The 25,555-nt window shown below is 71.5% G+C and carries 19 protein-coding genes and 1 tRNA gene; 5 read left to right on the top strand and 15 right to left on the bottom strand.

Translation table 11 applies throughout. The features are described 5' to 3' along the window. Positions 1 to 51 precede the first annotated feature (51 nt). Complete coding sequence (locus tag A3IG_RS0106475) at positions 52 to 1,329, bottom strand: glucarate dehydratase family protein (RefSeq protein WP_018382733.1); 1,278 nt, start codon at positions 1,327 to 1,329, stop codon at positions 52 to 54. A gap of 354 nt (positions 1,330 to 1,683) precedes the next feature. Then, positions 1,684 to 3,168 (bottom strand): 30S ribosomal protein S1, encoded by a 1,485-nt coding sequence (gene rpsA, locus A3IG_RS0106480; RefSeq protein WP_018382734.1) that lies wholly within the window; start codon positions 3,166 to 3,168, stop codon positions 1,684 to 1,686. A gap of 332 nt (positions 3,169 to 3,500) precedes the next feature. Here rpsA and A3IG_RS0106485 point away from each other — a divergent pair, with 332 nt between their 5' ends. Continuing rightward, positions 3,501 to 4,313 carry a class I SAM-dependent methyltransferase gene (locus A3IG_RS0106485; RefSeq protein ID WP_018382735.1) on the top strand — a complete coding sequence of 271 codons (813 nt, stop codon included), beginning with the start codon at positions 3,501 to 3,503 and terminating at the stop codon, positions 4,311 to 4,313. Positions 4,314 to 4,385: 72 nt separating this feature from the next. Here A3IG_RS0106485 and A3IG_RS28755 read toward each other — a convergent pair whose 3' ends face one another. Next, positions 4,386 to 5,708 (bottom strand): lytic transglycosylase domain-containing protein, encoded by a 1,323-nt coding sequence (locus tag A3IG_RS28755; RefSeq protein ID WP_018382736.1) that lies wholly within the window; start codon positions 5,706 to 5,708, stop codon positions 4,386 to 4,388. 226 nt (positions 5,709 to 5,934) lie between these two features. Here A3IG_RS28755 and A3IG_RS28760 point away from each other — a divergent pair, with 226 nt between their 5' ends. Beyond that, the gene (locus A3IG_RS28760; protein WP_018382737.1) at positions 5,935 to 6,747 is read left to right on the top strand and encodes a DUF4184 family protein; all 813 of its coding nucleotides are present in this window, start codon (positions 5,935 to 5,937) and stop codon (positions 6,745 to 6,747) included. A 40-nt stretch (positions 6,748 to 6,787) separates the two neighbouring features. Here A3IG_RS28760 and A3IG_RS0106500 read toward each other — a convergent pair whose 3' ends face one another. Both A3IG_RS0106500 and polA read right to left on the bottom strand, forming a co-directional pair. Continuing rightward, positions 6,788 to 7,354 (bottom strand): GNAT family N-acetyltransferase, encoded by a 567-nt coding sequence (locus tag A3IG_RS0106500; RefSeq protein ID WP_018382738.1) that lies wholly within the window; start codon positions 7,352 to 7,354, stop codon positions 6,788 to 6,790. A gap of 32 nt (positions 7,355 to 7,386) precedes the next feature. Further along, complete coding sequence (gene polA / locus A3IG_RS0106505; protein WP_018382739.1) at positions 7,387 to 10,080, bottom strand: DNA polymerase I; 2,694 nt, start codon at positions 10,078 to 10,080, stop codon at positions 7,387 to 7,389. A gap of 107 nt (positions 10,081 to 10,187) precedes the next feature. On the opposite strand from polA, the gene A3IG_RS28765 reads away from it, so the two are divergent. Both A3IG_RS28765 and A3IG_RS0106515 read left to right on the top strand, forming a co-directional pair. Further along, the gene (locus tag A3IG_RS28765) at positions 10,188 to 12,551 is read left to right on the top strand and encodes an FdhF/YdeP family oxidoreductase (protein WP_018382740.1); all 2,364 of its coding nucleotides are present in this window, start codon (positions 10,188 to 10,190) and stop codon (positions 12,549 to 12,551) included. 124 nt (positions 12,552 to 12,675) lie between these two features. Further along, the gene (locus A3IG_RS0106515; protein ID WP_026219960.1) at positions 12,676 to 13,146 is read left to right on the top strand and encodes a hotdog fold thioesterase; all 471 of its coding nucleotides are present in this window, start codon (positions 12,676 to 12,678) and stop codon (positions 13,144 to 13,146) included. Positions 13,147 to 13,232: 86 nt separating this feature from the next. Here the strand turns inward: A3IG_RS0106515 and A3IG_RS0106520 are convergent, their stop codons facing one another. From A3IG_RS0106520 to A3IG_RS0106545, 6 genes are all read right to left on the bottom strand, one after another. Then, on the bottom strand, positions 13,233 to 14,000 hold the full coding sequence (locus A3IG_RS0106520) for an ABC transporter ATP-binding protein (protein WP_026219961.1): 768 nt from the start codon (positions 13,998 to 14,000) through the stop codon (positions 13,233 to 13,235). Further along, positions 13,993 to 14,895 (bottom strand): ABC transporter ATP-binding protein, encoded by a 903-nt coding sequence (locus tag A3IG_RS0106525; protein WP_018382743.1) that lies wholly within the window; start codon positions 14,893 to 14,895, stop codon positions 13,993 to 13,995. The genes A3IG_RS0106520 and A3IG_RS0106525 overlap by 8 nt, the downstream gene beginning before the upstream one ends. After that, complete coding sequence (locus A3IG_RS0106530; RefSeq protein ID WP_018382744.1) at positions 14,892 to 16,271, bottom strand: branched-chain amino acid ABC transporter permease; 1,380 nt, start codon at positions 16,269 to 16,271, stop codon at positions 14,892 to 14,894. Before A3IG_RS0106530 ends, A3IG_RS0106525 begins: the two co-directional genes overlap by 4 nt. Further along, on the bottom strand, positions 16,268 to 17,191 hold the full coding sequence (locus A3IG_RS0106535) for a branched-chain amino acid ABC transporter permease (protein ID WP_026219962.1): 924 nt from the start codon (positions 17,189 to 17,191) through the stop codon (positions 16,268 to 16,270). The genes A3IG_RS0106530 and A3IG_RS0106535 overlap by 4 nt, the downstream gene beginning before the upstream one ends. Positions 17,192 to 17,376: 185 nt before the next feature. After that, complete coding sequence (locus A3IG_RS0106540; RefSeq protein WP_018382746.1) at positions 17,377 to 18,546, bottom strand: branched-chain amino acid ABC transporter substrate-binding protein; 1,170 nt, start codon at positions 18,544 to 18,546, stop codon at positions 17,377 to 17,379. A 436-nt stretch (positions 18,547 to 18,982) separates the two neighbouring features. Next, positions 18,983 to 19,615, bottom strand: coding sequence for an ANTAR domain-containing response regulator (locus A3IG_RS0106545; protein ID WP_018382747.1), 633 nt, complete (start codon positions 19,613 to 19,615; stop codon positions 18,983 to 18,985). Positions 19,616 to 19,702: 87 nt separating this feature from the next. On the opposite strand from A3IG_RS0106545, the gene A3IG_RS0106550 reads away from it, so the two are divergent. Next, positions 19,703 to 19,786, top strand: a tRNA-Leu gene (locus A3IG_RS0106550). A gap of 236 nt (positions 19,787 to 20,022) precedes the next feature. On the opposite strand, the gene pyk is transcribed toward A3IG_RS0106550, so the two are convergent. The 4 genes from pyk to A3IG_RS0106570 form a co-directional block, all read right to left on the bottom strand. After that, positions 20,023 to 21,447 carry a pyruvate kinase gene (pyk, locus tag A3IG_RS0106555; RefSeq protein ID WP_026219963.1) on the bottom strand — a complete coding sequence of 475 codons (1,425 nt, stop codon included), beginning with the start codon at positions 21,445 to 21,447 and terminating at the stop codon, positions 20,023 to 20,025. Between the two features lie 110 nt (positions 21,448 to 21,557). Beyond that, positions 21,558 to 22,358, bottom strand: coding sequence for an SIMPL domain-containing protein (locus tag A3IG_RS0106560; RefSeq protein ID WP_018382749.1), 801 nt, complete (start codon positions 22,356 to 22,358; stop codon positions 21,558 to 21,560). 170 nt (positions 22,359 to 22,528) lie between these two features. Next, positions 22,529 to 23,923: a lysine N(6)-hydroxylase/L-ornithine N(5)-oxygenase family protein gene (locus tag A3IG_RS0106565; protein WP_018382750.1), complete on the bottom strand. Its 1,395-nt coding sequence runs from the start codon at positions 23,921 to 23,923 to the stop codon at positions 22,529 to 22,531. Further along, a complete protein-coding gene (locus tag A3IG_RS0106570) occupies positions 23,920 to 25,455 on the bottom strand; it encodes a pyridoxal phosphate-dependent decarboxylase family protein (protein ID WP_040910952.1) in 1,536 nt (511 codons plus the stop codon). The genes A3IG_RS0106565 and A3IG_RS0106570 overlap by 4 nt, the downstream gene beginning before the upstream one ends. Positions 25,456 to 25,555 lie beyond the last annotated feature (100 nt).

A 25,555-nucleotide genomic window follows, 5' to 3' on the forward strand; every position in this document is an offset into this window, starting at 1 on the left:
GACCTCCGCGCACAACACATAGCGCGGTGCGAGCATTCCCCGCCACCCGCATCATGAGAAGCGCGGTTGTTTACCGGTCCAGTCCGGGTGGACAACGCGCATGGCGGCCACGTCGTCACGTCGGCGGACACCGCACCGCTCGTACTGGGCGTGGAGCCTGGCCAGGGCCTCGTGGTCGAGGGAGACACCGAGGCCGGGGCCGGTGGGGACGGCCAGGGCACCGTCACAGAACGTCAGTTCGCCCGGTGCGATGACGTCCTCCCGCTGCCACGGCCTGTGCGTGTCACAGGCGTAGGTGAGGGAGGGGATCGCCGCGGCCACGTGGGTCATCGCGGCGAGGCTGACGCCCAGGTGGGTGTTGGAGTGCATGGACATCCCCAGGCCGAAGGTCTCGCAGACCGCCGCGAGCCGCTGGGTCGCCCGCAACCCGCCCCAGAAGTGATGGTCCGACAGCACGACGCGCACCGCGCCCTGCTCGATGCCTGGTGGCAGTTCCTCCATGCTGGTCACGCACATGTTGGTGGCCAACGGAAGGTCCGTGGCGCGGGCCACCTCCGCCATCTGGGGTATGCCGCCCACCGGGTCCTCCAGGTACTCCAGCACCCCGGACAGCCGTTCCGCGACCCGCAGGGCGACGGGCACGCTCCAGTTGGCGTTGGGGTCGATCCGCAGGGGGCGGCCGGGGAACGCCTCCCGCAGCGCGAACACCGTCTCCACTTCCTGGTCCGGCGGGAGGACGCCTCCCTTGAGCTTGAGGGAACCGAACCCGTAGCGGTCCACCATCCTCCTCGCCTGGGCGACGATGCCGTCGGGGTCCAGTGCCTCGCCCCAGTCGTCCTCCGGGTAGCCGGGGGCCACCGGATGCCCCGCCCAGCGGTAGAAGAGGTAGGCGCTGAAGGGCACCTCGGTGCGCGCCGGCCCGCCGAGCAGGTCCACCACCGGGCGGCCGACCGCCTTGCCCTGGAGGTCCAGGCAGGGCACCTCGAACGCCGCCACCGTCGCGGCCACGGCCTTGCCCTGGCTGCCCGCACCGACCAGGGGGGTCAGCACCTCGGTGGGCACGGCGGCGCCCAGCGCCCCGACGACCCGGCGGTGCAGGCTGTTGAGGTCGAAGACGTCGAGGCCGATCAGGGCGGGGGCCGCGCGGTGCAGGCGCTCCAGGGTGGGGTCGTCGCCGTACGCCTCACCGATGCCGGTGAGGCCGGCGTCGGTCTCCACCTCGAGCACCGAGCGCAGGGCGTAGGGCTGGTGCACCCCGATCGCGGTGAGCAGGGGTGGGTCCTGCACGGCGACCGGGGTGATCCGGACGCCGGTGATCTTCAGGCTCATGACGGCTCCTGGGACACGGGCTTGGTGATCTCGGTCGGGGGCCGGGCGCCGGAGGTGGACGCGGTGGCCCGGCGCCGCCGTCGAGCGGGCCGGGCGGACGGGCACTCCGGCGGCCCGGGAGTTCACATATGGAGATGACGTCTAATAGATGGAACGATGCGACCCTAGGGTCCCACCCCTGCCACGTCAAGATCGCACCGTCGCCGTCCGCGCCCCCGCGACCAGCCGAACCCGCCCCGAGCATGCGGAAGGCCCGCCTCCCGTCGGTACGGGAGGCGGGCCTGGTGTCCGTGCGGAGCCAGTTGGTCCCTCGGTGGGCGCTGCCGGGCCCACGGGCCCGGCAGCGCGCCGCAACTAGCTCTGGCCGCCGGCCAGCTTCTCGCGGAGCGCGGCCAGCGCCTCGTCCGAGGCCAGGGCGCCGGAGTTGTCCTCCGAGGCCGAGGAGTACGAACCACCGGAGGACGGAGCCGGGGCACCAGCCTCGGCCGCGGCCTCGGCGTCCGCCTCGCGGGCCTTGGTGACCTGCGCCTGGTGCTGCTCGAAGCGCTGCTGCGCCTCGGCGTACTGGCGCTCCCACTCCTCGCGCTGCTTCTCGTACCCGGGCAGCCAGTCGTTGGCCTCGGGGTCGAAGCCCTCGGGGTAGATGTAGTTGCCCTGGTCGTCGTAGGACGCGGCCATCCCGTACAGGGTCGGGTCGAACTCGACCGCGGACGGGTCGGCACCGAAGGCCTCGTTCGCCTGCTTCAGCGACAGGCTGATCCGACGACGCTCGAGGTCGATGTCGATGACCTTGACGAAGATCTCGTCGTTGACCTGGACGACCTGCTCCGGAATCTCCACGTGGCGCTCGGCGAGCTCGGAGATGTGGACCAGGCCCTCGATGCCCTCGTCCACCCGGACGAACGCACCGAACGGCACCAGCTTGGTGACCTTGCCCGGGACGACCTGGCCGATCTGGTGCGTCCTGGCGAACTGCTGCCACGGGTCCTCCTGCGTCGCCTTCAGCGACAGGGAGACCCGCTCGCGGTCCATGTCCACGTCGAGGACCTCGACGGTGACCTCCTGGCCCACCTCGACGACCTCGGACGGGTGGTCGATGTGCTTCCAGGACAGCTCGGAGACGTGCACCAGACCGTCGACGCCGCCGAGGTCGACGAACGCGCCGAAGTTGACGATCGAGGAGACGACACCGGAGCGCACCTGGCCCTTCTGGAGGGTGGTGAGGAAGGTCTGACGGACCTCGCTCTGGGTCTGCTCCAGCCAGGCACGGCGGGAAAGGACCACGTTGTTGCGGTTCTTGTCCAGCTCAATGATCTTGGCCTCGAGCTCCTTGCCCACGTAGGGCTGGAGGTCGCGGACCCGGCGCATCTCCACCAGGGAGGCCGGGAGGAAGCCGCGCAGGCCGATGTCGAGGATCAGGCCGCCCTTGACGACCTCGATGACGGTACCGGTGACGATGCCGTCCTCTTCCTTGATCTTCTCGATCGTGCCCCAGGCGCGCTCGTACTGGGCGCGCTTCTTGGACAGGATCAGCCGACCCTCCTTGTCCTCCTTCTGGAGGACAAGCGCCTCGATCTCGTCGCCCACGGCAACGACCTCGTTGGGGTCGACGTCGTGCTTGATCGACAGCTCGCGGGAAGGGATGACGCCTTCGGTCTTGTAACCAATGTCGAGCAGGACCTCGTCCCGGTCGACCTTCACGATGACGCCGTCGACGATGTCGCCGTCGTTGAAGTACTTGATCGTTTCGTCGATCGCGGCGAGGAAGGCTTCCTCGGAACCGATGTCGTTGACCGCCACCTGCGGGGTGGTTCGAGTGGCCTCGGTGCTGCTCGTCATGTGGGAAAGGGCTCCGGTACGGACAAAAGTCGTAGGTACTGCTACGCCGGAGCCTTAACCGCACTGCCGAAGCCGGACAGCCAAGAGGCGAGGGACCAAAGTCCGGAACCGCCCCCACAACCGAGGGGTCTACAACAGATGCGAGCGCAACCTGCTCCGTCTGAGGCGCGCAGGCCCGCAGCGCAACTTGTAGCATACGGGGGCAGCCGAGCAGGGTCAATGCGTCAAGAGGCACGCCTGGGCACGGAACCCGCCATACCGGGCACACGACCCTCGGTACCGGGCGGTCACCTGCCCACAGGTCAAGACCACAGACTACGACGATGGGCGCGATGAACCAAGAACCCGAGCCAGAGGCTACCCGGCGCAGGTCCTCGCCTGCGGAGAGCAGTCGGGCGAACCGCCGTTGGTGGGATCGTAACGCCGACGAGTACCAGGCCGAGCACGGGGAGTTCCTCGGCGACGACCGTTTCGTGTGGTGCCCCGAGGGGCTCGACGAGGAACGGGCGCGACTGCTCGGCACCGCCGCCGAGCTGCGGGGCAGGACCGTCCTCGAGGTGGGCGCGGGCGCCGCGCAGTGCTCCCGCTGGCTCGCCCGGCAGGGCGCGCGCCCGGTGGCCGTGGACCTGTCCCACCGACAGTTGCGGCACGCGGTGCGGATCGACGCCGGGGCGCCGTCGTTCCCCCTGGTCCAGGCGGACGCCACGGCGCTGCCCTTCCGCTCCGGCTCGTTCGACCTGGCCTGCTCCGCCTACGGGGCGGTGCCGTTCGTCGCCGACAGCGCCCGGGTGATGCGCGAGGTCCGACGGGTGCTGCGCCCGTCGGGGAAGTGGGTGTTCTCGGTGACCCACCCGGTGCGCTGGGCGTTCCCCGACGAGCCGGGCCCGGTCGGGTTGACCGCGCAGAACTCCTACTTCGACCGCCGTCCGTACGTGGAGCAGGACGCCGAGGGGCGGGCAGAGTACGTGGAGCACCACCGCACGCTCGGTGACCGGGTGCGGGAGCTCGTCACGGCCGGGTTCAGGCTGGTGGACCTGGTGGAACCCGAGTGGCCTGCTGACCTGGACCGGGAATGGGGCGCCTGGAGCCCGCTGCGGGGACGGCTGATCCCGGGAACGGCCATCTTCGTCTGCGTCAGCGACTGAGCCGCCGGGCCCGGAACGGTCGCGGGCCCCGCGCCGGCGTCGGCAGCGGGGCCCGCGAGGAGACCTGGTGGGTCACGGGGTGGGCAGCGGGATCAGCCCACCGCTCGGCTCGGACGAGTCCGAGCCCTCCTCCGGCTCCTCCGCGCAGGGGTCGGCGGAGGAACTGGAGGTGGCGTCGGTCCCGCTGCTCGAACTCGTCGAGCTGCTGGAGCCGGAGTCGGTGCTGGAACTGGAGGAGCTGCCCGAGTCGGTGGGGGTCGCCGAGTCGGTGTCACTGGGAGAGGGCGAGCAGCTCGGCGACTCGCTCGGCGACTCCGACGGGGACTCGCTGGGGGACTCGCTCGGCGACGCGGACCCCGTGTCAGTCGGGGACGGCTTGGGGCTGAGGGTGCCACCGCCGGTGACGGTCGGCTTCGGCTTCGGCTTGACGGTGCCTCCGGCGCTCGAGCTCGCCGTGGGCGAGGTGCTGGGACGCGTGGTCATGTCCCGGTCCCGGCCGCTGTCCTTGCCCTTCTCCTTGCCGCCGTCCGTGCTCCTGTCCCTGGGCGCCGGGGAGTCCGGGGACTCGGGCGTCGGGTTACCCGGACGGTCCGGCACCGCGTGGGCTCCGCCCTTGAAGTACTCGAACCACGACGTGACCGTGTTCAGGTAGTCCAGGGAGTGGTTGTAACCGAGGATCGCGGTGTCCCGGTCGTCCTGGCCCGACAGGTCCCTGTCCCCCGCGCACAGGTAGCCGCCGGCGGACAGGGCGGCGTCGAAGATGTTGTTCGGGTCGCTCCTGCCGTCGGCGTTGCCGTCCGCGCCCCAACGCGCCCAGGTGGACGGGATGAACTGCATGGGTCCCACGGCGCGGTCATGCGTGGTGTCGCCGTCGTACCGGCCGCCGTCGGTGTCCGGGATGTTGGCGAAGCCGTCCCCGTTGAGCTGGGGACCGAGGATCGGCGACAGGGTGGTGCCGTCCTCGTCCACGTTGCCGCCCCGGGCCTGGTTGGACTCCACCTGGCCGATCGCGGCGAGCAGTTGCCAGGGCAGGTGGCACCCGGGATCGCTCCGGGACAGCGCCTTCTCGGCCTTGATGTAGGCCGCCAGGACCGTCGCGGGTATGCCCCCACCGGTCGTCGGGACGGCGACACGGGGCGACGACGGGGTGGAGTCGGTCGGCGTGCTGGATCCGGTCGGCGTGTCGCCGGGCCGGTCCGTCGGGGGCAACTGGGTGTAGTAGGGGGAGTCACCGGAGACCGGGGGACCGGGAGGCGGGGTGAGCCGGTCCTCGTCGGCGGCCAGGGGAGCGGCCAGGCCGGGGGCCTGGGAGGCGGTCAGTGCCGCCATGGCCGCCGCCGCGATCGCGGTCCCCAACATTCCCCGGTGCATCCGGCCGAGCCGCCGTGGCGCCATGAGTCCCCTCCCGCGTTGGTTTCTCCGCCGCCGGGCGCGGTCCTGAACGGGCGTTCGCGCACCGGCAACCCGAGACCCTACGACAACTGTCCCGGGTTCCTCTACCGCGCCACGGCCACCGCCAGTGAGGAAGCGGTGAAGAAACCCGCAGGCCACACCGGGTTCCGGGCGATCAGAAACGGTAGGCTACGGAAGAGTTCCCGGTCCCGGCGGGGGGTGTGCCCAGGTGCCGTTCACCGTGAGCCACGCGGCGGCGGTCCTGCCCCTGGTCCGGGCGGACGGGACGGGACGCGGGCCCCTGCTCGCCTCGGCGCTCGTGGCCGGCTCCTTCGCCCCGGACGTGCCGTTCTACGCCGACACCCTGGTCGGCGGCGTGTACGGGTTCGGCTCCTTCACCCACACGCCGTGGGGTCTGCTGACCGTGGACGTGCTGCTCACCGCCGCGTTGCTGGCCCTGTGGTGGCTGCTGCGGGAGCCGCTGCTGGCCCTGGTGCCGGGGCGGTACCGGGGAGGGGTGGCGGCGTACCTGATCGGAACCGGCTGGCGGCAACGGTCCTGGCCCGCCCTGGCCGGGGCGTTCTGGCTGTCCGCGGTCGTCGGCGCGGCCACCCACGTGGGGTGGGACTCGTTCACCCACGAGGGCAGGGCCGGGGTGCGCGCGTTCCCGACGCTCGAGCGGACGGCGGTCGGCCACCCGCTGCACCGGTGGGCGCAGTACGGGGGGTCGGCCCTGGCCCTGGGGCTGATCGCGTGGTGCGGGGCGCGCGCGGTGCGCCGGCTGTCGCAGACCCCGGTCCCTGAGCGGGTGCCCCGGCTCTCCCCCGGTGGGTCTGCGCTGGCCTGCACCGGGGTGCTGGTACTGGCCGTGGCGGCGGCCGGGTACCGGTGCGTGACCGTGCCGCCGACCGGGGTGTTCGCCTGGGTGTCCACCGTGCTGTTCGGCGCGGGCGCCGGCCTCACCGCGGGCCTGGTCCTGTTCGCCCTGACGGTCCGGCTGCGGCGCGGGGAGCAGCGGTCCCGTTCGGCCCTCGGCCCCTGACTCCGTTGAGTCCGTTGACTCCGCCGGGGATTGTGCCCGCTCACCGGGGTCGCCGGGGTCGCCGGCCATCGGCCACGGGGGTCACCGGGCGTCCTGCGCGGCGCCGTCCCCGGGGGGGCGAAGGGCCCTCCAGGTCGCGCACGAAGCGCAGGCCCGGGCGACCGTCGAGCCTGGTCCCCCCGACGGGGATGAAGCCGTTGCGGGCCAGCACCGTCCGCGAGCCGGCGTTGTCCAGCGTGGCGGCGGCCCGCAGGGTGGTCAACCGGTACTCGGTGGCGGCGAGGACGCAGACCCGTCCCACGGCGGCGGTGGCCAGTCCTCGGCCCGCGGCCCGTTCGGCGATCCGGTACCCGAGGTCGGCGGAACCGTCCGCCAGGTCCACCAGGTTGACCCGTCCCAGCACCTCCCCCTGGGCGCCCACCAGGAGGTGGAAGGCGCACAGCCCCGCGTCCTGCTCGGCGAGCAGGTCCCGGTGCCGCTCGGCGAAGTGGGTGAAGTACCCGTCGCCGCGGTCCGGGACCGAGGCGGCGAAGTAGGCACGGTTCTCCCGCTCGAACGCCAGCACGGCCGGGGCGTGGTCGGGGCGGAGCCTTTGTAGCGTGAACACCCGCGCATGCTACGTCGGCCGCGGCCCGTGGGTCAGTGCGCGGCGGTCTCCCAGTCGGGGCCGACGCCGATGGAGACGTCAAGGGGGGCGCGCAACGGGTAGGCACCGGCCATCTCCGCTCGGACCAGGGCCTCCACGGCGTCGCGCTCGCCCGGCGCCAGCTCGAGGACGATCTCGTCGTGGACCTGGAGGAGCATCCTGGAACGCAGGCCCTGGCTGGTCAGGGCGCGGTCCACCCGAAGCATGGCGATCTTGACGATGTCCGCCGCCGACCCCTGGATGGGGGCGTTGAGCGCCATCCGCTCCGCCATCTCCCGGCGTTGCCGGTTGTCGCTGTTCAGGTCGGGGAGGTAACGACGCCGGCCGAGCAGGGTCTCGGTGTAACCCGTGGCCCTGGCCTCCGCCACCACGCGCTGGAGGAAGTCCCGGATGCCGCCGAAGCGCTCGAAGTAGGTGTCCATCAGCTTGCGGGCCTCGTCCGCGCCGATCCCGAGCTGCTGGGAGAGCCCGAAAGCGGACAGGCCGTAGGCCAGGCCGTAGGACATCGCCTTGATCTTGCGGCGCATCTCGGCGTCCACCTGCTCCGGAGGTACCCCGAAGACCTGGGAGCCGACCGTGGTGTGCAGGTCCTCACCGGAGGTGAACGCGGCGACCAACGAGTCGTCCTCGGAGAGGTGAGCCATGATCCGCAGCTCGATCTGGCTGTAGTCGGCCGTGAGCAGCGACTCGTGGCCCTCGCCCACCACGAAGGCACGGCGGATGCGCCGGCCCTCCTCGGTGCGGACCGGGATGTTCTGGAGGTTGGGGTCCACGGAGGACAGCCGCCCGGTGGCGGCGACCATCTGGTTGAACGTGGTGTGGATGCGCCCGTCCGGGGCCACCGACTTGATCAGGCCCTGCACGGTGGTGCGCAGCTTGGTCTGGTCGCGGTGACGCAGCAGGATCAGCGGCAGCTCGTGGTCGGTCTGGCCGGCGAGCCAGGTCAGGGAGTCGGCGTCGGTGGTGTACCCGGTCTTGATCCGCTTGGTCTTGGGCAGGGCCAGCTCGCCGAAGAGGACCTCCTGGAGCTGCTTGGGCGAACCGAGGTTGAAGTCGTGGCCCACCGCGTCGTGCGCGGCCTGCACCGCGCGCTGCACCTCCGCGCCGAACTGCGCCTCGAGTGCCTCCAGGGCGGCCCGGTCGGTGGCGATGCCGGTGCGCTCCATCCGGGCGAGGAGCGCGCTGATCGGCAGTTCGACGTCGTGCATCAGGGCGTAGGCGCCGTCCGCCTCCAGCCGGCCGGAGAACGTCTCGGCGAGGTCCAGGACGGTGCGGGCCTGCACCATCAGCGCATCGGTCTCGGCCTCCTCGTCGGCGAAGAGGTCCACCTGCCCGGGGGCCGCTGCGGCCCGCAGCTCCCGGCCCAGGTACTCCACCGCCAGGTCGTCCAGGGCGAAGGAGCGCCGGCCGGGCTTGATCAGGTAGGCGGCGAGCGCGGTGTCCATGGTGACGCCCTCCACCGTCCAACCGTGCTCGGCGAAGGCGCGCATCACGTGCTTGGCGATGTGCAGGGCCTTGGGCCGCGCCGGGTCGGCGAGCCAGGCCGCCCAGGCCCGTTCGTCGGCCTCGTCGAGCTGGGAGGGGTCGAACCAGGCTGCCGGGCCCGCGGCGGTGGCCAACGCCACCTCCCGCACGCTGCCCGCGCCCATGGCCCAGGTGTGCAGGGTGGCCACGCCGAGGACCTGGCCGGCGTGTTCGTCCAGCCAGGCGGCCAGCTCTCCGGCACCGAGCGCCCGCCCCTCGACGGCCACACCGGGCCCGAGGTCGGCCGCCTCCTCGACGGCCGCCGCCGGGTCCGCGGCGAAGATCCGCTCCCGGAAGTTGGGGTGGCGGAACTCCAGGGCGTCGAGCACCACGTTGAGCGTCGGGCGGTCGTAGGGCTGGCGGACCAGCGCCTCGGGGCCGCAGCCCAGCTCCACGTCCCGGACCAGCTCGGTCAGCCGGCGGTTGAGCTTGACCGTCTCCAGGTGGTCCCGGAGGTTCTGCCCGGCCTTGCCCTTGACCTCCTCGGCGCGGTCCACCAGCGCCGCGAACGAACCGAACTGCTTGACCCACTTCGCGGCCGTCTTCTCCCCCACCCCGGGGATGCCGGGGAGGTTGTCCGACGGGTCGCCGCGCAGCGCGGCGAAGTCGGGGTACTGGCCGGGGGTGAGGCCGTACTTCTCCTCCACCTTCGCCGGGGTGAACCGGGTCAGCTCGGACACGCCCCTGGTCGGGTACAGGACGGTGACGTCGTCGGTGACCAACTGGAGGGCGTCCCGGTCGCCGGTGACGATCAGCACCTCGAAGCCGTCGGCAGCCGCCGCCGTGGCCAGCGTGGCGATGATGTCGTCGGCCTCGAACCCGGCCACCGCGAAGCGCGGCACGCTCATCGCGTCGAGCAGCTCCCCGATCAGCTCCACCTGCCCCCGGAACTCGTCCGGCGACTCCTTGCGGTTCGCCTTGTAGTCCGGGAAGTGCTCGGTGCGGAACGTCGCCCGGGAGACGTCGAACGCCACCGCGAGGTGGGTGGGGGCCTCGTCACGCAGGGTGTTCGCCAGCATGGAGGTGAAGCCGTAGATGGCGTTCGTCGGCTGGCCGGTGGAGGTGGTGAAGTTCTCCGCGGGGAGCGCGTAGAACGCCCGGTACGCGAGGGAGTGCCCGTCCAGCAGGAGCAGGCGGGGTCGGTTCGATCCTTTTGCTGCCACGCAGGGAATCCTATGGCGCCCCACCGACAACGCGGGCGTACGCTTCAAGCTGAGCGCCGGACCACCACGGCCGGCACCGCAGCGGCGGAAGGGTGGGACAGGCAGCGATGGCGACCATGCCCCCGAGCGACGATCCCGTGCAGGACGCACCCGAGGTCACCTCCCCGCGCCGGTCCGCGGCCGGCCTGCCGGCGGTCGCCCACTCACTGAGGATCGCCCAGGCCCAGATGGGTCCGGCCAGGGCGGCGCGGACCCTGTTGCGGGTCAACCAGAAGGACGGTTTCGACTGCCCCGGCTGCGCCTGGCCGGAGGGCGGTCGGCGGCACCGCGCGGAGTTCTGTGAGAACGGCGCCAAGGCCGTCGCCGAGGAGGCCACCACCCGCCGGGTCACCGCGGAGTTCTTCGCCCGGCACCGGGTGGCGGACCTGGCGGAACGGTCCGGCTACTGGCTGGGGCAGCAGGGCAGGCTCACCGAGCCGATGCTGTTGGAGGAGGGGGCGGAGCACTACCGGCCGGTGTCCTGGGACCGCGCCTTCGACATCGTCGCCGAGGAGCTGGCGGCCCTGGACTCCCCGGACCAGGCGTTGTTCTACACCTCGGGCCGGACCAGCAACGAGGCCGCGTTCCTCTACCAGCTCTTCGCCCGCAAACTCGGCACCAACAACCTGCCGGACTGCTCCAACATGTGCCACGAGTCGTCCGGGAGCGCCCTGACCGAGACGTTGGGCGTGGGCAAGGGCAGCGTGTCCCTCGAGGACCTCTACCGGGCCGACCTGATCATCGTCGCCGGGCAGAACCCCGGCACCAACCACCCGCGGATGCTCACCGCCCTGGAGCGGGCCAAGGCCGGCGGCACCAGGATCATCACGGTCAACCCGCTGCCCGAGGCCGGGATGGAGCGGTTCAAGAACCCCCAGACGCTACGCGGCCTGGCCCGCGGCGGCACCCCGCTGACCGACCTCTTCCTGCACCTGCGCATCGGCGGGGACCAGGCCCTGTTCCGGGCCCTGAGCCATCTGGTGCTGACCACCGAGGGCGCGGTGGACACCGCGTTCGTCGAGGAGCACACCCACGGCTTCGAGGAGTTCGCCGCCGCTGCCCGCGAGCTGGACTGGGACCAGGTCCTGGCCGCCACCGGGCTCGACCGCCGCGCCATCGAGCGGGCCGCGGACATGGTCCTCCGAGCCAGGAGCGTCATCGTCTGCTGGGCGATGGGCCTCACCCAGCACAAGCACTCCGTGGCCACCATCCGCGAGGTGGTCAACTTCCTGCTGTTGCGCGGCAACGTGGGCCGGCCGGGAGCCGGTGTGTGCCCGGTGCGGGGCCACAGCAACGTCCAGGGCGACCGCACCATGGGGATCGTGGAGCGCCCCACCGAGGCGTTCCTCGACGCGCTCGGCGCGGAGTTCTCGTTCGAGCCGCCCCGGCACCACGGCCACGACACGGTGGCGGCGATCCGGGCGATGCGTGACGGCGACGCCAAGGTGTTCTTCGCCATGGGCGGCAACTTCGTCTCGGCCTCGCCGGACACCGACGTCACCGAGGCGGCGATGCGCCGCTGCCGGCTCACCGTGCAGGTCTCCACCAAACTCAACCGCTCGCACCTGGTCACCGGCGCCCGGGCGTTGATCCTGCCCACCCTGGGCCGCACGGAACGCGACGTCCAGGCCGGGGGCGAGCAGTTCGTCACCGTCGAGGACTCCATGGGCGAGGTGCACGCCTCCCGCGGCACCCTCCCCCCCGCCTCGGACCGGTTGCTCTCCGAGCCGGCGATCGTCTGCCGGCTCGCCCGCCGGGTCCTGGGCGCGGACGACCCGATACCGTGGGAGGACCTCGCCGCCTCCTACGACCTGGTGCGCGACTCCATCGAACGGGTCGTCCCCGGCTTCGCCGACTTCAACGCCCGGGTCCGCGTCCCCGGCGGGTTCACCCTCCCGCACGCCCCCCGCGACTCCCGTGCCTTCCCCACCACCACCGGCAAGGCCAACTTCACCGCGGCACCCCTGGAGTACCCCGAGGTGCCCCCGGGCAGGCTGTTGCTCCAGACGCTGCGCTCGCACGACCAGTTCAACACCACCATCTACGGTCTGGACGACCGCTACCGCGGCATCCGCGGCGGCCGCCGGGTGGTCCTGGTCAACCCCGACGACGCCCGGGAGCTCTCCCTCACCGCGGGCTGCTACGTGGACCTGGTCAGCGAGTGGACCGACGGCACCGAGCGGCGCGCCCCGGGGTTCAAGGTGGTCACCTACCCGACCGCCCGCGGCTGCGCCGCCGCCTACTACCCGGAGACCAACGTCCTGGTCCCTCTGGACGCCACCGCGGACACCAGCAACACCCCGGCGTCCAAGTCGGTGCTGGTGCGCCTGGAGCCCACCGGCTCCACCAGCCCGGCCACCGGACCGGGCGCCGGGCACGGCGCCCGGTCCACCGCGCAGGACACCGCGGACCCGTCCGGCCGGACCGTCTGACCGTCAACCTGGTAGACATCCCGTGACCCGACAGGTGCGGCGCCCGCCAGGTGCCGCACCTGTCGGCCGCGTCATCGCGGACGTCACCACCCCGACCTTCACCGGCACCGAGAGCGGGAGACCCATGGCCGAGAGCACCGGCACCATCCACTTCCCCGAGGAGATCAAACAGCGTTTCGCGGACGTCGGCATCGACCTGCCGGCGCTGTTCTCCGGCGGGCACCTCGGCAACCGCATGGGCATCGTGGTGCTCAAGGCCTCGCCGGACGAGATCATCGGCACCATGCCGGTGGAGGGGAACACCCAGCCCTACGGCCTGCTGCACGGCGGTGCGTCCGCGGTGCTTGCCGAGACCCTGGGCTCCATCGGCGCCATGCTGCACGCCGGCCCGGAGCGGATCGCGGTCGGCGTGGACCTCAACGCCACCCACCACCGCGGCCTCGCCTCGGGAACCGTCACCGGCACCGCCACCCCGCTCCACCGTGGCCGCACCACCGCCACCTACGACATCGCCATCACCGACGACAGGGACCGGCGGGTCTGCACCGCCCGCCTCACCTGCGCGCTGTTGGCCAAGCCGGCTCCGCGCGGCTGACGCCCCGCACACCACGGGGGGGCTCCCGGGTCGCTTCGCCCCGAGAGCCCCCCCGTCGACAACCAGCCTCGTCGACGACCAGCCGGTCAGGCGGCCCCTTCACCCAGGTAGGCGGCACGGACCCGGGGATCGGTGAGCAGGCCCTGAGCGTCGCCGGTCATGGCCACGGAACCGGTCTCGAGGACGTAGCCGCGGTTGGCCAGGGACAGCGCCTGGGCGGCGTTCTGCTCCACCAGGAGCACCGTGGTGCCCTGCTCGTTGATCTCCTTGATGATCTCGAAGATCTGCTGCACCACCAACGGGGCGAGACCCATCGACGGCTCGTCGAGCAGCAGCAGTTCCGGCCTGGCCATCAACGCCCTGCCGATCGCCAGCATCTGCTGCTCACCACCGGAGAGGGTGCCGCCGAGCTGGCCGCGCCGCTCCGCGAGCCGGGGGAACAGGGTGAAGACCCGGTCCAGGTCCGCCTGGTCCACCGAGGCGAACCGGTACGCCCCCATCTCGAGGTTCTCCAGCACCGTCATGGTGGCGAACACCCGGCGGCCCTCGGGCACGTGCCCGATCCCGAACTCCACCAGGTGGTGCGACTTGATGCCGTCGATGCGCTCCCCGCGCAGCATGATCTCGCCGTGCCGCGGCTGGAGCATCCCGGAGATGGTGCGCAGCGTGGTGGTCTTGCCGGCCCCGTTGGCTCCGAGCAGGGCCACCACCTCGCCCTCGCCCACGGTCAGGTCGATGCCCTTGAGGGCCTCGATGGCTCCGTAGAACACGCGCAGGTCGCGCAGTTCCAGCATCGCCGGGACCGAGGCCGCGGTGCTGCCCCGCTCCTTGTCCAGCGGCACCGTCTCACTCATTGGACGTCTCTCCCGACTCGTGCTGCTCGGCGATGATGTTCTCCACGGCGGCGGCGTCGTCGGCCGAGGTGCCGAGGTACGCCTCGATCACCGCGGGGTGGCGCTGCACCTCGGCCGGCGCCCCCTCGGCGATCTTCTTGCCGAAGCTGAGCACCAGCACCCGGTCCGCCACCGACATCACCAGGCGCATGTCGTGCTCGATCAGCAGCACGCTCACACCCAGTTCGCTGTTGATCCGGCGGATCAGCTGTTCCAGTTCCAGCTTCTCGGTCGGGTTGGTGCCGGCTGCCGGCTCGTCGAGCAGCAGCACCTGCGGCCGGGTGGCCAGCGCCCTGGCGATCTCCAGGCTGCGCTGGTCGCCGTAGCTGAGCGAGGCGGCGAGTTCGTTGAGCTTGTCCTCGATGCCCACGAACCGCAGCAGCTCGTGGGCCCGCTCGTCGCTCTCCCGTTCGGCGCGGCGGGCGTTGGGCAGTCCGCACATGACGGAGATCGGACCGGCCTTGAGTCGGGTCTCGGCCGCGATCTTGACGTTCTCCAGGGCGGTCAACGCGCCGAACAACCGGATGTTCTGGAAGGTGCGGGCCAGTCCCAGGCGGTTCACCACGTGCGGCTTGCGGCCCAGGAGCTGGTGTTCCCTGCCGTCCGTGGAACGGAAGGTGATCCGTCCCTCCTGCGGGGTGTACGCGCCGGTGAGGGAGTTGAACAGCGAGGTCTTGCCGGCGCCGTTGGGCCCGATCACCGCCAGGATCTCCCCGCGGCGCATCTCCAGGTCCACGTTGTCCAGGCAGGTCAGACCGCCGAACCGGAGGGTCACCCCGGAGGTCTCCAACACCGTGTCCCCGGCGGCGGCTCCGGGCACGGGGGTCCCGGACTCCTTGGTCACGTCGGTGGTCATGAGAACTTACCTCCCGCCGGCTCGGACATCGCGTCGGCGTCGCCCATGCCCTCCTCGGCCATCTTCAGCTCCCGCTGACGGCGGCGGGACGGCCAGACGCCCTGCGGCCGGTAGATCATCATGACCACGAGCAGCGCGCCGAGGTACATGTAACGGTCCTGCGGGTCCACGTAGTCCCGCAGCGCCTCGGGCAGCCACACCAGGAACGCGGCACCGATCAGCACGCCGGGGATGGAGCCCATCCCGCCGAAGATGACGTACGACAGCACCAGGATCGAGTACAGCAGCAGGAACGACTCCGGGTTGATGTACCCGACCTTGCTGGTGTAGACGACGCCGGCGATGCCCGAGGTGGACGCGCCGATGGCGAAGGCCATCAGCTTGTACTTCACGGTGTTCACGCCGTTGGCGGCGGCGGCCACCTCGTCCTCCCGGATCGCCGTCCAGGCCCGGCCGATCCTGGAGTGCTCCAGCCTGGCGAACAGGATGATCAGCAGCACGATGAAGCCGAGCATCAGGTACCAGTACGGGATCGGGTCCAGCGACCACTCGTAGCTGAAGCCGCCGATGTCGATGGAGAAGTCGGGGACCAGGCGCGCGCCCGACGGGCCGTTGGTGAACCCGTCGGCGTTCTTGGCGATCAGGTAGACGATCTCGTGGAACCCGAGGGTGACGATCGCCAGGTAGTCACCGCGCAGCCGCAGTGTGGGCGCACCCAGCAGCAGACCCGCCAGCAGGCAGGTGACCACCGCGATCGGGATCACCCAGAAGTTGTTCAGCTCCACCGGTGGCTCGACCGGGAGCCGCCCGGTCCAGTAGGCCGTGCTGTACGCGCCCACCGCGAAGAAGGCGAAGAACCCCAGGTCGAGGAGGCCGGCCCAGCCGATGACGATGTTCAGCCCGATGGCCAGCAGCGCGTACACCGCGATCTGGTCCACCAGGACCGTCTGCCAGTACCGCTCGAGGCCGGACGGGAGGAAGATCGCCACCGCGAGCACCAGGGCGATCAGGCCCCACCGGAGCCTGGGGTCCTTGCGCACCTGGGCGGAGACCTTGTTCGCCGGGCCGCCGACCCCGCTCCTGACCGACTCCCAGCCCCGGCGGACCGGCTCGTCGACGAACTCCCGCAGCGCCCACAGGCCGACGGTGATGGCCAGGCAGACCCACACGGTGGGGCCGGTGAAGTCGGCCTCGATCGCGCCGAACAGGTCGTCGGTGCTGCCCTGTTCCCCGGTGACCAGGGTGAGCAGCAGCCCGAGCGCCACCATGGCGCCGAGCCGCTGGTACCGGGGCTGCTGGTACCAGGCGCGGTGCCGCAGCTTGGCCGCGGCTGCCGCCGTGCGGTTCAGCCCCGCGGAGGTGTCCACACTGCTCATGCCGCCCTCCCCAGACGCTCGCCCAGGATGCCCGTCGGCCGGAACATCAGCACCAGGATCAGGACCACGAAGCCGGCCACGTAGCGCCACTCCTCACCGAACAGCGGCACGGTGAGGGTCTCGGTGATCCCCAGCAGCAGTCCGCCGAGCATCGCTCCGCGCACGTTGCCGATGCCGCCGACCACGGCCGCGGCGAACGCGGTGATGCCCGGCAGGAAGCCCATGTCGAACTTGACCTGGTTGAGGTTGGCGAACAGGAACCCGGCGACACCGCCGAGGACGCCGCCGATGACGAAGGTGCGCGAGATGACCTTGTCGATGTCCACGCCCATCAGCCCGGCGACCTCGGCGTCCTGGGCGACGGCGCGGATGGCCTTGCCCATCTTGGTGCGGTTCACCAGCAGGTCGAGGCCGATCATCATCACCACGGCCGCGCTGAGCTGCAACATCTCGGTGATGTTGATCTCCGCGCCGAGGACGCTGAAGAGGTTCTTGTTGTCGTACATGTCCGGCAGGGACTTCGGGTCGCGCCCGAAGAGCTTGCCGGCGAGGTTGTACAGGAAGAACGAGGCGCCGATGGCCGTGATCAGGAAGATCAGTCGGGAGGCACCACGTCTGCGCAGCGGCCGGTAGGCCACCTTCTCCAGGCCGTAGGCGGTCGCCCCGCCGAACAGCGCGCCGGCGAGCAGGGCAACCGTGACCAGCACAACACCCATCGCGACTGATGGGTTGTCCCCCGGATCGATGAGGGTCAGGACGATCAGGCTGCCGTAACCACCCATCATGAAGACCTCGCTGTGCGCGAAGTTGATGAGCTGGAGCACACCGTAGACCAGGGTGTACCCGATGGCGATGACGGCGTAGAGCGAGCCGAGCATCACCCCTAGGACGAGATAGTCCCAGAATTCACTTAGGGACATGGTGCTGATTCCTTGTCAGGGCTGAGGCGGGCCGCTGCCGGGTGCGGCGAGGGATGTCAGTCCTTCACGGCCCGCTGTCGGACGTGCGCTGGACGGCGCGGGAGGGTGACCCGCTTCGCGTCGAGGGCCGGGAGTAGATCCTGACTCCCGGCCCCTCGCGCGATGGTTGATCGCTCGGGTCCGGCTCAGCCGATCAGCGAGTTGACCTCGCCCATGTAGCCGATCTTGCCCGACTTGACCTGGTACAGGTACACGTTCTCGCCCTTGAACTCACCGTTCTCCTGGAAGGAGAACTCCTTGGTCAGTCCCTTGTAGGTGGCCTTGCGCAGCGCCTCGCGCAGCCCCTCGCGGTCCACCTCGCCCTCGAGCTTCTTGATCTCCTGGATGATCATGTTGGTGATGTCGTAGGACTCGGCGGAGTAGGTCCCCGGAGGCCGCTTGAACTTCTTCTGGTACGCGTCGGAGAACGCCTTGGTCGACTCCTCGACGGTGGCGTCGGTGCAGGCGCAGGTCAGGTACCAGTTCTCCGAGGAGTCGCCGGCGAGCTCGATGAACTTGTCGTCCTTGGAGCCGTCACCGGAGATGCCCACGCCCTTGTAGCCGGCCTCCTTCAGCTTCTTGGCGAACGGCGACAGGTCCTGGTAGTAACCCGCGTAGACCAAGCCGTCGGCCTTGGAGTTGACCACGTCCTGGGCGGTGGCGCTGTAGTCCGGGCTCTTCTGCGGAACGCTCTTGCGGACGACGCTGACGCCGGCGTCCTTCAGCCCCTTCTCGGTGACCTTGGCCAGGCCCTTGCCGTAGTCGGTCTTGTCGTCGATGACGTAGACCTTCTTGAGGCCCAGCTTCTTGCTGAGGTACTTGGCCCAGGCGGCGCCCTGCTGGTTGTCGTTGGCCACGCCCCGCAGGAAGCTGGTGTACTCGTTCTCCTCCTTGGTGATGTCCGGGTTGGTCGCCGAGGGCGACACGGTCACCAGGCCGGCCTCGGCGTACGCCGGGGACGAGGCGAACGTGGGTCCGGAGAACGCGGGACCGACCACGGCGACCACGCCCTCGTCGTCGATCACCTTCTGGGCGGCGGTGGTGGCCTTGTCCGGCAGGCCCTGGTCGTCCGCGGCGACGTACTCGAGCTTGAAGTCCAGGTCGCCCTTGGCGTTGGCCTCGTCTATCGCGAGCTGGACGCCCTCCTGCATGTTCTCGCCCAGGGCGACGTTGTCACCGGAGAGCGGTCCCTGGAAAGCGATCTTGTAGGTGCCGTCTTCGCCACCGGAGTCACTGCTGCACCCGGTCAGGGCCATGGCGCCGATGGCGCCGACGGCGAGTGGAGTGGCGAACTTCCTCATCATCTTGTTGCGCACGGGGAACTCCCTGATACCGCCCTGAACGTGTCGTCGCCACGCCGGTTCGATGGCGCGCCGACCGCCGCACGAACGTGCGGTGTGGCGGGAATCTATTGCGATGCTCGGGAGTCCAGATAGTCGGACGCTAGAGATGTGATCGGCCTGTGACCTGGGTCATGCGCCGGAAAGAGAACACTCCTTACCGGCTTCCGGACGCGGCCGGGGAATTCCAGGGAAAGCACCATTCGCCGGCCGACTATGTGATCTACATCTCGTCCCCATGTCGGACGGGTCATCCGGGGCCCAGATCCGGCGCCCGGAGCCCGGAACGGCCCCGCGGACCAACGCGGTCACGGCCCCCGGTCTCACGTCCTGGACGCCCTCGAGCACATGTCCACCGTTCCTCCAGCGCCCCCCGCCCCGGGGACACCGGGAGCCCGCGGGCGTGCCGCGGTCACTCCGTCCCGGAGCCCGACTGACCCTCGGCGATCACGGCCTCCGCGACGGCCTGCATGGTGAGCCTGCGGTCCATGGACGTCTTCTGGATCCACCGGAAGGCGGCGGGCTCGGTCAGTCCGTACCTGGTCTGGAGGACGCTCTTGGCCCGGTCCACCAGCTTGCGGGTCTCCAGTCGCTGGGCGAGGTCCGCGACCTCCGCCTCCAGCGCCGCCAGCTCGGTGTACCGGGACACCGCCATCTCGATCGCCGGCACCAGGTCGCTCTTGGTGAACGGCTTGACCAGGTACGCCATGGCGCCGGCGTCCCGCGCGCGCTCGACGAGCTCCCGCTGCGAGAAGGCGGTGAGCATCAGCACCGGCGCGACCCGCTCCCCGGCGATCCGCTCGGCCGCGGAGATCCCGTCCAACACCGGCATCTTCACGTCCAGGATGACCAGGTCCGGGCGGTGCTCCTCGGCGAGTTTGACCGCCGTCTCGCCGTCCCCGGCCTCACCGACGACGAGGTACCCCTCCTCCTCGAGCATCTCCTTCAGGTCCAGGCGGATCAGTGCCTCGTCCTCGGCGATGACGACGCGGGTGGTGTGCGGCGGGACGTGGCTCTGCGCGTCAGCTTGCTCGGCGGTGCTCACGGGTCTCCTCGTGCTGGCAGGTGCTGCATTCTGAGAGTACCGAGCAGCGCCGGAGGGCGCGCGCACGGTACGCTGTCTTTGCGACCGGCCCGGTTGGCGGAATAGGTTCACGCGCGGCCCTCAAAAGGCCGTGCCCTTCGGGGCATGTGGGTTCGAATCCCACACCGGGCACCTCGACTTCCTCATGATCCCCGCGGGCGCGTCGTTCGGTCGCGGGGATTCCTCGTGCGTCCCTGACCGCCTTCCCACCGCCCGCTCCCTTCCGTTCGGCGCGCTCCGGGCGCGTCCGCCCCGCCGCGGTCCCCGCCCTCCGGACGGGTCGCCAGGAGGCCGCCGACCCCGGTGCGGAGGGAGACGGCGGCCTTCGATCCGTTCGGCCCAGAACGCGGCCGGTGCCGAGGACCGGCTCAGTGCTCGGCGGCGATGCGGTGGACGCGGACCAGGTTGGTGGAGCCCGGTGCCCCCGGCGGCGATCCCGCCGTGATGATCACCAGGTCGCCCTCCCGGCAACGTCCGATCTTCAGCAGTTCGGCATCCACCTGTTCCACCATCTCGTCGGTGTGCGAGGCGAGCGGCCCGAGGAACGTCTCCACCCCCCAGGTCAGCGAGAGCTGGTTCCTGGTGGTGGGCTCCGGGCTGAACGCCAGCACCGGGATGGGCGAACGGTACCTGGAGAGCCGGCGGGCGGTGTCCCCCGACTTGGTGAACGCGATCAGGTACGTGGCCCCGAGGTAGTCACCCATCTCGGCGGCGGCGCGGGCCACGGCTCCGCCCTGGGTGCGGGGCTTGGTGCTCTCGATCAGTGGCGGCAGCCCCTTGGCCAACACCTCCTCCTCGGCCGCCGACACGATCCGGGCCATGGTCTTGACCGTCTCCACGGGGTACTTGCCGACCGACGTCTCCCCGGAGAGCATCACCGCGTCGGTGCCGTCCAGCACCGCGTTGGCGACGTCGGACGCCTCGGCGCGGGTGGGACGCGAGGAACCGATCATGGAGTCCAGCATCTGGGTGGCCACGATCACCGGTTTGGCGTTCCGTCGGGCCAGGCTGACGGCGCGCTTCTGCACCAGCGGCACCCGCTCCAGGGGCATCTCCACCCCGAGGTCGCCGCGGGCGACCATGATGCCGTCGAAGGCGTCCACGATCTCCGCCAGGTTCTCCACGGCCTGGGGCTTCTCGATCTTGGCGATGACGGGGACCCGGTACCCCTCCTCCCGCATGACGCGGTGGACGGGCTCCACGTCCACGGCGCTGCGGACGAAGGACAGGGCCACCATGTCCGCCCTGACCCGCAGGGCCCAGCGCAGGTCCTCGACGTCCTTGTCGGACAGGGCGGGGACGCTGACCGCGACCCCGGGGAGGTTGAGGCCCTTGTGGTCCGAGACCACGCCCCCCTCGATCACCACGGTGCGGACCTCCGGTCCGTCCACGTCGGTCACCTCGAGGCTGACCTTCCCGTCATCGACGAGGATGCGCTCGCCCCGGGAGACGTCACCGGGGAGACCGTGGTACGTGGTGCTGCAACGGTGTCGGTCCCCGGGAACGTCCTCCACGGTGATGGTGAACTCGTCACCGCGTTCAAGGAGTACAGGTCCTTCAGCAAATTGTCCCAGTCGAATCTTCGGACCTTGAAGGTCAACCAGGACTCCGACGCTTCGGCCTGATTCCTCCGCGGCCTTCCGTACGCGACGGTAACGCTCCTCGTGCTCGGCGTGGGAACCATGACTGAGATTGAATCTGGCCACGTCCATACCCGCCTCGACCAGGGCACGGATCTGGTCGTAGCTGTCGGTGGCGGGCCCAAGAGTACAAACGATCTTCACTCTGCGCATAAGTCGAGCCTAGGCGCTACTCGTTGGTACGGCCCAGGTGATGGCCATCCGCAACGTGGCGCTGCGGTAAAGACTTTGTCGCAAGTAGGACCCTGGGCGCCGCCCCGACGTCAGCTTCGACCGGCCCGGAGATCCGGCCGCGTCATGCTGAACGACGCCGTCACCTCGGCGGATACCCGCTGCAACTTCGGCTCGAGCTGGAGGGCGGGCGCGGCGCTCGCCCCGGGTGGACCCCCGGCACGCGCCCTGGCCTCTCCCCGGCCGAACCGGCCGTAGGGCATCGACGGGTCCCGGTCCAGCCCGGTGTCCGCGAGGTCGAGCAGCGCCTTCAGCTCGGCGCCGAGCGCCTCGGCGTACTCCCGGGCCCGCTGCACCGCCTCGTGCACGGCCTTCTGCCGGGCCTCACGGTGCACCGGGGAGTCGGGGCGCAGCGACCACCAGGGACCCGCCACACGGGTCAGCTCCAGGTCGGCGAGGCGGGTGGTGAGCTCGCCGAGCACGGTGAAGTCCGTGAGCGCCGCGCGGATCAGGACGCGGCCCTGGTAGGCCCGGACCTTCTCCCCCCGCCGGTCGTCGAGTTCCGGGGTGATGGAGAAGGCACCGCTGTCCACGGAGTCCACCGCCTCGGAACGGGTCTTCAGCAGGTCCAGGACGGCACTGTTGCGGCGGGTCAGCTCCTCCAGGGTGTGCCTGCGGTCCTTGCCCCGGGCGGTGACGGTGACGTGGATGGTGGCCAGCTCGGGCTGGGCCTCCACCATCGCCTCGCCGCGGACCCTGACCCGCGGCTCCTCGGCCGTACCGAACGGGGTCGGCAGGATCGGCGGCATGGGCAGCGGGGGAACCTGGGGGCGGCCCGGGGGCTCGGGCAGCGGTGGGGGCGCGGCGGGGAAGGGCGGCGGGGGGTTGGTCACGGTGCCTCCTTGACGCTCGCGTCTCCTGCTCGTCTCACAGGGGGTCATACCCACTGTGGCAGTGGCGGGTGCCGGTCGTTCAGCCGGGTCCCGGCCAAACGGCGCGGCCCGGCGGGGCGACCGCTCAGCGACGGAGGGACGGCGTTGGTCCGGAGCCGGACGGCGTTCGGTCAGGACGGGGGTTCGGAGCGGGGCGGGGGCTGGGGGCCGGGCGGGGGCTGCGGGTGGGCGAGGCCGAAGGTGGTGAAGGCGGTGCGCCCGGGCAACGGGTGGACGGTGCGCCCCGTCAGCGCGTTGAGGATGACGGCCGAGCGCCAGGCGGCGAGCCCCAGGTCGGGGGCGCCCACGCCGTGGGTGTGCCGCTCCGCGTTCTGGACGAAGACCGAGCCGGTGACCGCGGGGTCGAGCACCAGCCGGTACTCCGCGTCCACCTCCGGGCGGCCGGCCGGGTCCCGGGCGACGTGGTCGGCGAGCGGCTCCAGCAGCGCGTCCACCGGGCGTTCGGCGTAACCCGTGGCCAGGACGACCGCGTCGGCGGTCAGGTCGCCGCGCACGCGCTGTTCCCGGTGCTCCAGGTCGAGTCGGACCCGGGAGCCGACCCGACGGGCCGCCACCACCGTCACGCCGGGGGTGAGCACCACGTCCGGCCACGGGTGGTGCAGCGACCGCCGGTACAGCTCGTCGTGGATCAACCCGAGCGTCTCGGCGCTCACCGCCTTGTAGAGCTGCCACTGCGCCGGCACCAGCCGCTCCCTGACCTCGGGGGCCAGCCCGTGGAAGTAGCGGGAGTAGTCGGGGGTGAAGTGCTCGAGTCCCAGCTTCGAGTACTCCATGGGGGCGAACGCCGGTGTCCTGGCCAGCCAGGTCAGGCCCTCCCTGCCGGCGGGACGGTCCCGCAGCAGGTCCAGCAGCACCTCCGCCCCGGACTGCCCGGCGCCGACCACCACCACCCGCCCCGCGGCGCGCAGCCCGTCCCGGTGCCGCAGGTAGTCGGCGGAGTGCAGCACCAGCGCGCCGGGGTCCTCGACCAGGGGGCGCAGCGGCTCGGGGACGCTCGGTGCGGTGCCGACGCCGAGCACCAGGTTCCGGGCGGTCACCACGTGCTCGGTGTCGCCGCTGGTGACCGTCGCCTCGAACGCCTCCCGGGCCGGGTCCCACCGGACGGTGTCCACCTGGTGGCCGAAACGGCAGGACGGCAGCCCCTGGCTGGCCCAACGGCAGTAGGCGTCGTACTCGGCGCGGTCGATGTGGAAGCGTTCCGCGAGGTAGAACCGGAACAGCCGCTCGTGCTCCCGCAGGTAGTTGAGGAACGACCAGCGGCTGGTCGGCGCGACCAGGCTCACCAGGTCGGCGAGGAACGGCACCTGAAGGGTGGTGCCGTCGATGAGCAGCCCCGGGTGCCAACGGAAGCAGGGGCGCCGCTCCAGGAAGGCGGTGCGCAGTCCTGGGACGCCGTCGGCGAGGGCGGCCAGGGACAGGTTGAACGGGCCGAGTCCCACGCCGAGCAGGTCAAGCGGGGGGTGGGCCGGGCCGGTGGGGGGCGGTCCCGCGGCGCCGGCGGTCACCGGTGGGCTCCGGGGCGGGGCCGGTGCGCGCGGCCGGCCGGACCCGTGGCGGCGTCCCCGGGCTGCGCGGCGAGTTCCCGCAGGGCCGCGGGCACGGCGTCAGTGACCAGGGCCAGCAGGCGGTCCAGGTCCGCGCCGCGGACGTGCGGGTGCAGCAGCGTCGCCTTGAGCCACAGCCGGACCCGGCCGTCGGCGTCGGGCGCCCGGGAGCGGCCGAGCACCGCGCGTCCCTCGGTGAGCAGCCGTCGCCTGACCTCGGCGACCAGGGCGTCCCCCGCCGCGTCCGGGGCGGCGGCGACCGGACGGAACAGCACGGTGCTGATGCCGCAGGGACCGGGGCGGCGGCGCAGCGCGGGGTGCGCGTCGATCCGCCCGGCCAGCCGTTCCGCGGCGTCCACGCAGTCCTCCACGAGCCGGCCGAGGCCGGTGCGGCCCAGGGCCCGCAGGGTGACGGCCACCTTCAGCACGTCGGGGCGGCGGGAGGTGCGGGGGGACCTGCCCAGCAGGTCCGGCAGCCCGGCGTCGGTGTCGTCGGCGGCGTTGAGGTAGTCGGCACGGACGGCCAACGGGGCGAGGGTCGCGGCGTCGGCGACGGCGAGCGCCCCGGCGGCGATCGGCTGCCAACCCAGCTTGTGCAGGTCCAGGGCGACCGTGGCGGCCGAGGCGAGGCCGTCCAGGCGGCCGGCGAGGCGGCGGCTGAACAGCAGGGCGCCCCCGTAGGCGGCGTCCACGTGCAGTTCGGCCCGACGCGCGGCGGCGACCCGGGCCAGTTCGGGCAGGGGGTCGATCAGCCCCGCGTCGGTGGTTCCGGCGGTGGCCACCACCAGGGCGGGCCCGGGGACGTCGGCGAGCGCGCGGTCCACGGCGTCGGGGCCGAGCCTCCCGTCGGGGCAGTCCACGACGACCGGCGGGGCCAGGCCGAGCATCCAGGCGGCGCGGTGCACGCTGTGGTGGGCATTGGCCCCGCACACCACCTGGACGGGTGGGCCCTGCGGACGGCGGGCCCGTTCCCTGGCGAGCAGCAGCGCGACGAGGTTGGACTCGGTCCCGCCGCTGGTGATCAGCGCGTCCGGGGCGGTCCGGCCGGGGTAGACCAGCGCGGCCAGCGCCGCCGTGGTCTCCTCCTCCAACGCGCTCGCCGCCGGCGCCTGGTCCCAGGAGTCCAGCGACGGGTTGAGCGCGCAGGCCGCCAGTTCGGCCGCGACGGCGAGGGCCAGCGGCGGGCAGTGCAGGTGGCCGGCGCAGGCCGGGTCCGCTGGGTCGGCCGAGCCCTCGGTCACGGTTCGCACCAGGGTGCTCAACGCCGCCTCCGCTCCCACACCGTGGTCGGGCAGCACCGGGGCGCACCGGCGGCGGACCCGCCGGGCGACGGCGGCGGGTCCGCCGGGCGGCAGGGGTCCGCCCCGGGCCGCGGCCCCGGCGGCCAGCGCGTCGAGGGTGACCGCACCGAGCCGGCGCAGCTCCTCGATCCCGGCCGGGGTGGCCGCGAGAGCGGTGTCCGCCGGTTCGGGACGGGGAGCGGGGATCGACATGGTGGCGGTGCCCTTCACTGGGGAACGCGGCGAAAGTGAGGTTAACCTCACCTCACCTCGCCGCGGCAGACCGCCGAGGCCCCGCACGGCCACCACCCCA

Source organism: Wenjunlia vitaminophila DSM 41686 (assembly GCF_000380165.1).
Classification (GTDB): Bacteria; Actinomycetota; Actinomycetes; order Streptomycetales; family Streptomycetaceae; genus Wenjunlia; species Wenjunlia vitaminophila.

Excerpts from the sequence above, each read along its gene's own strand:
- A3IG_RS0106535 (WP_026219962.1), bottom strand. The coding sequence starts at position 17,191 with ATGTCCCTAAGTGAATTCTGGGACTATCTCGTCCTAGGGGTGATGCTC.
- A3IG_RS28765 (WP_018382740.1), top strand. The coding sequence starts at position 10,188 with ATGGCGACCATGCCCCCGAGCGACGATCCCGTGCAGGACGCACCCGAG.
- A3IG_RS0106475 (WP_018382733.1), bottom strand. The coding sequence starts at position 1,329 with ATGAGCCTGAAGATCACCGGCGTCCGGATCACCCCGGTCGCCGTGCAG.
- A3IG_RS0106520 (WP_026219961.1), bottom strand. The coding sequence starts at position 14,000 with ATGAGTGAGACGGTGCCGCTGGACAAGGAGCGGGGCAGCACCGCGGCC.
- rpsA (WP_018382734.1), bottom strand. The coding sequence starts at position 3,168 with ATGACGAGCAGCACCGAGGCCACTCGAACCACCCCGCAGGTGGCGGTC.
- A3IG_RS0106525 (WP_018382743.1), bottom strand. The coding sequence starts at position 14,895 with ATGACCACCGACGTGACCAAGGAGTCCGGGACCCCCGTGCCCGGAGCC.
- pyk (WP_026219963.1), bottom strand. The coding sequence starts at position 21,447 with ATGCGCAGAGTGAAGATCGTTTGTACTCTTGGGCCCGCCACCGACAGC.
- A3IG_RS0106515 (WP_026219960.1), top strand. The coding sequence starts at position 12,676 with ATGGCCGAGAGCACCGGCACCATCCACTTCCCCGAGGAGATCAAACAG.
- A3IG_RS0106530 (WP_018382744.1), bottom strand. The coding sequence starts at position 16,271 with ATGAGCAGTGTGGACACCTCCGCGGGGCTGAACCGCACGGCGGCAGCC.
- A3IG_RS28755 (WP_018382736.1), bottom strand. The coding sequence starts at position 5,708 with ATGGCGCCACGGCGGCTCGGCCGGATGCACCGGGGAATGTTGGGGACC.
- A3IG_RS0106570 (WP_040910952.1), bottom strand. The coding sequence starts at position 25,455 with ATGTCGATCCCCGCTCCCCGTCCCGAACCGGCGGACACCGCTCTCGCG.
- A3IG_RS0106485 (WP_018382735.1), top strand. The coding sequence starts at position 3,501 with ATGAACCAAGAACCCGAGCCAGAGGCTACCCGGCGCAGGTCCTCGCCT.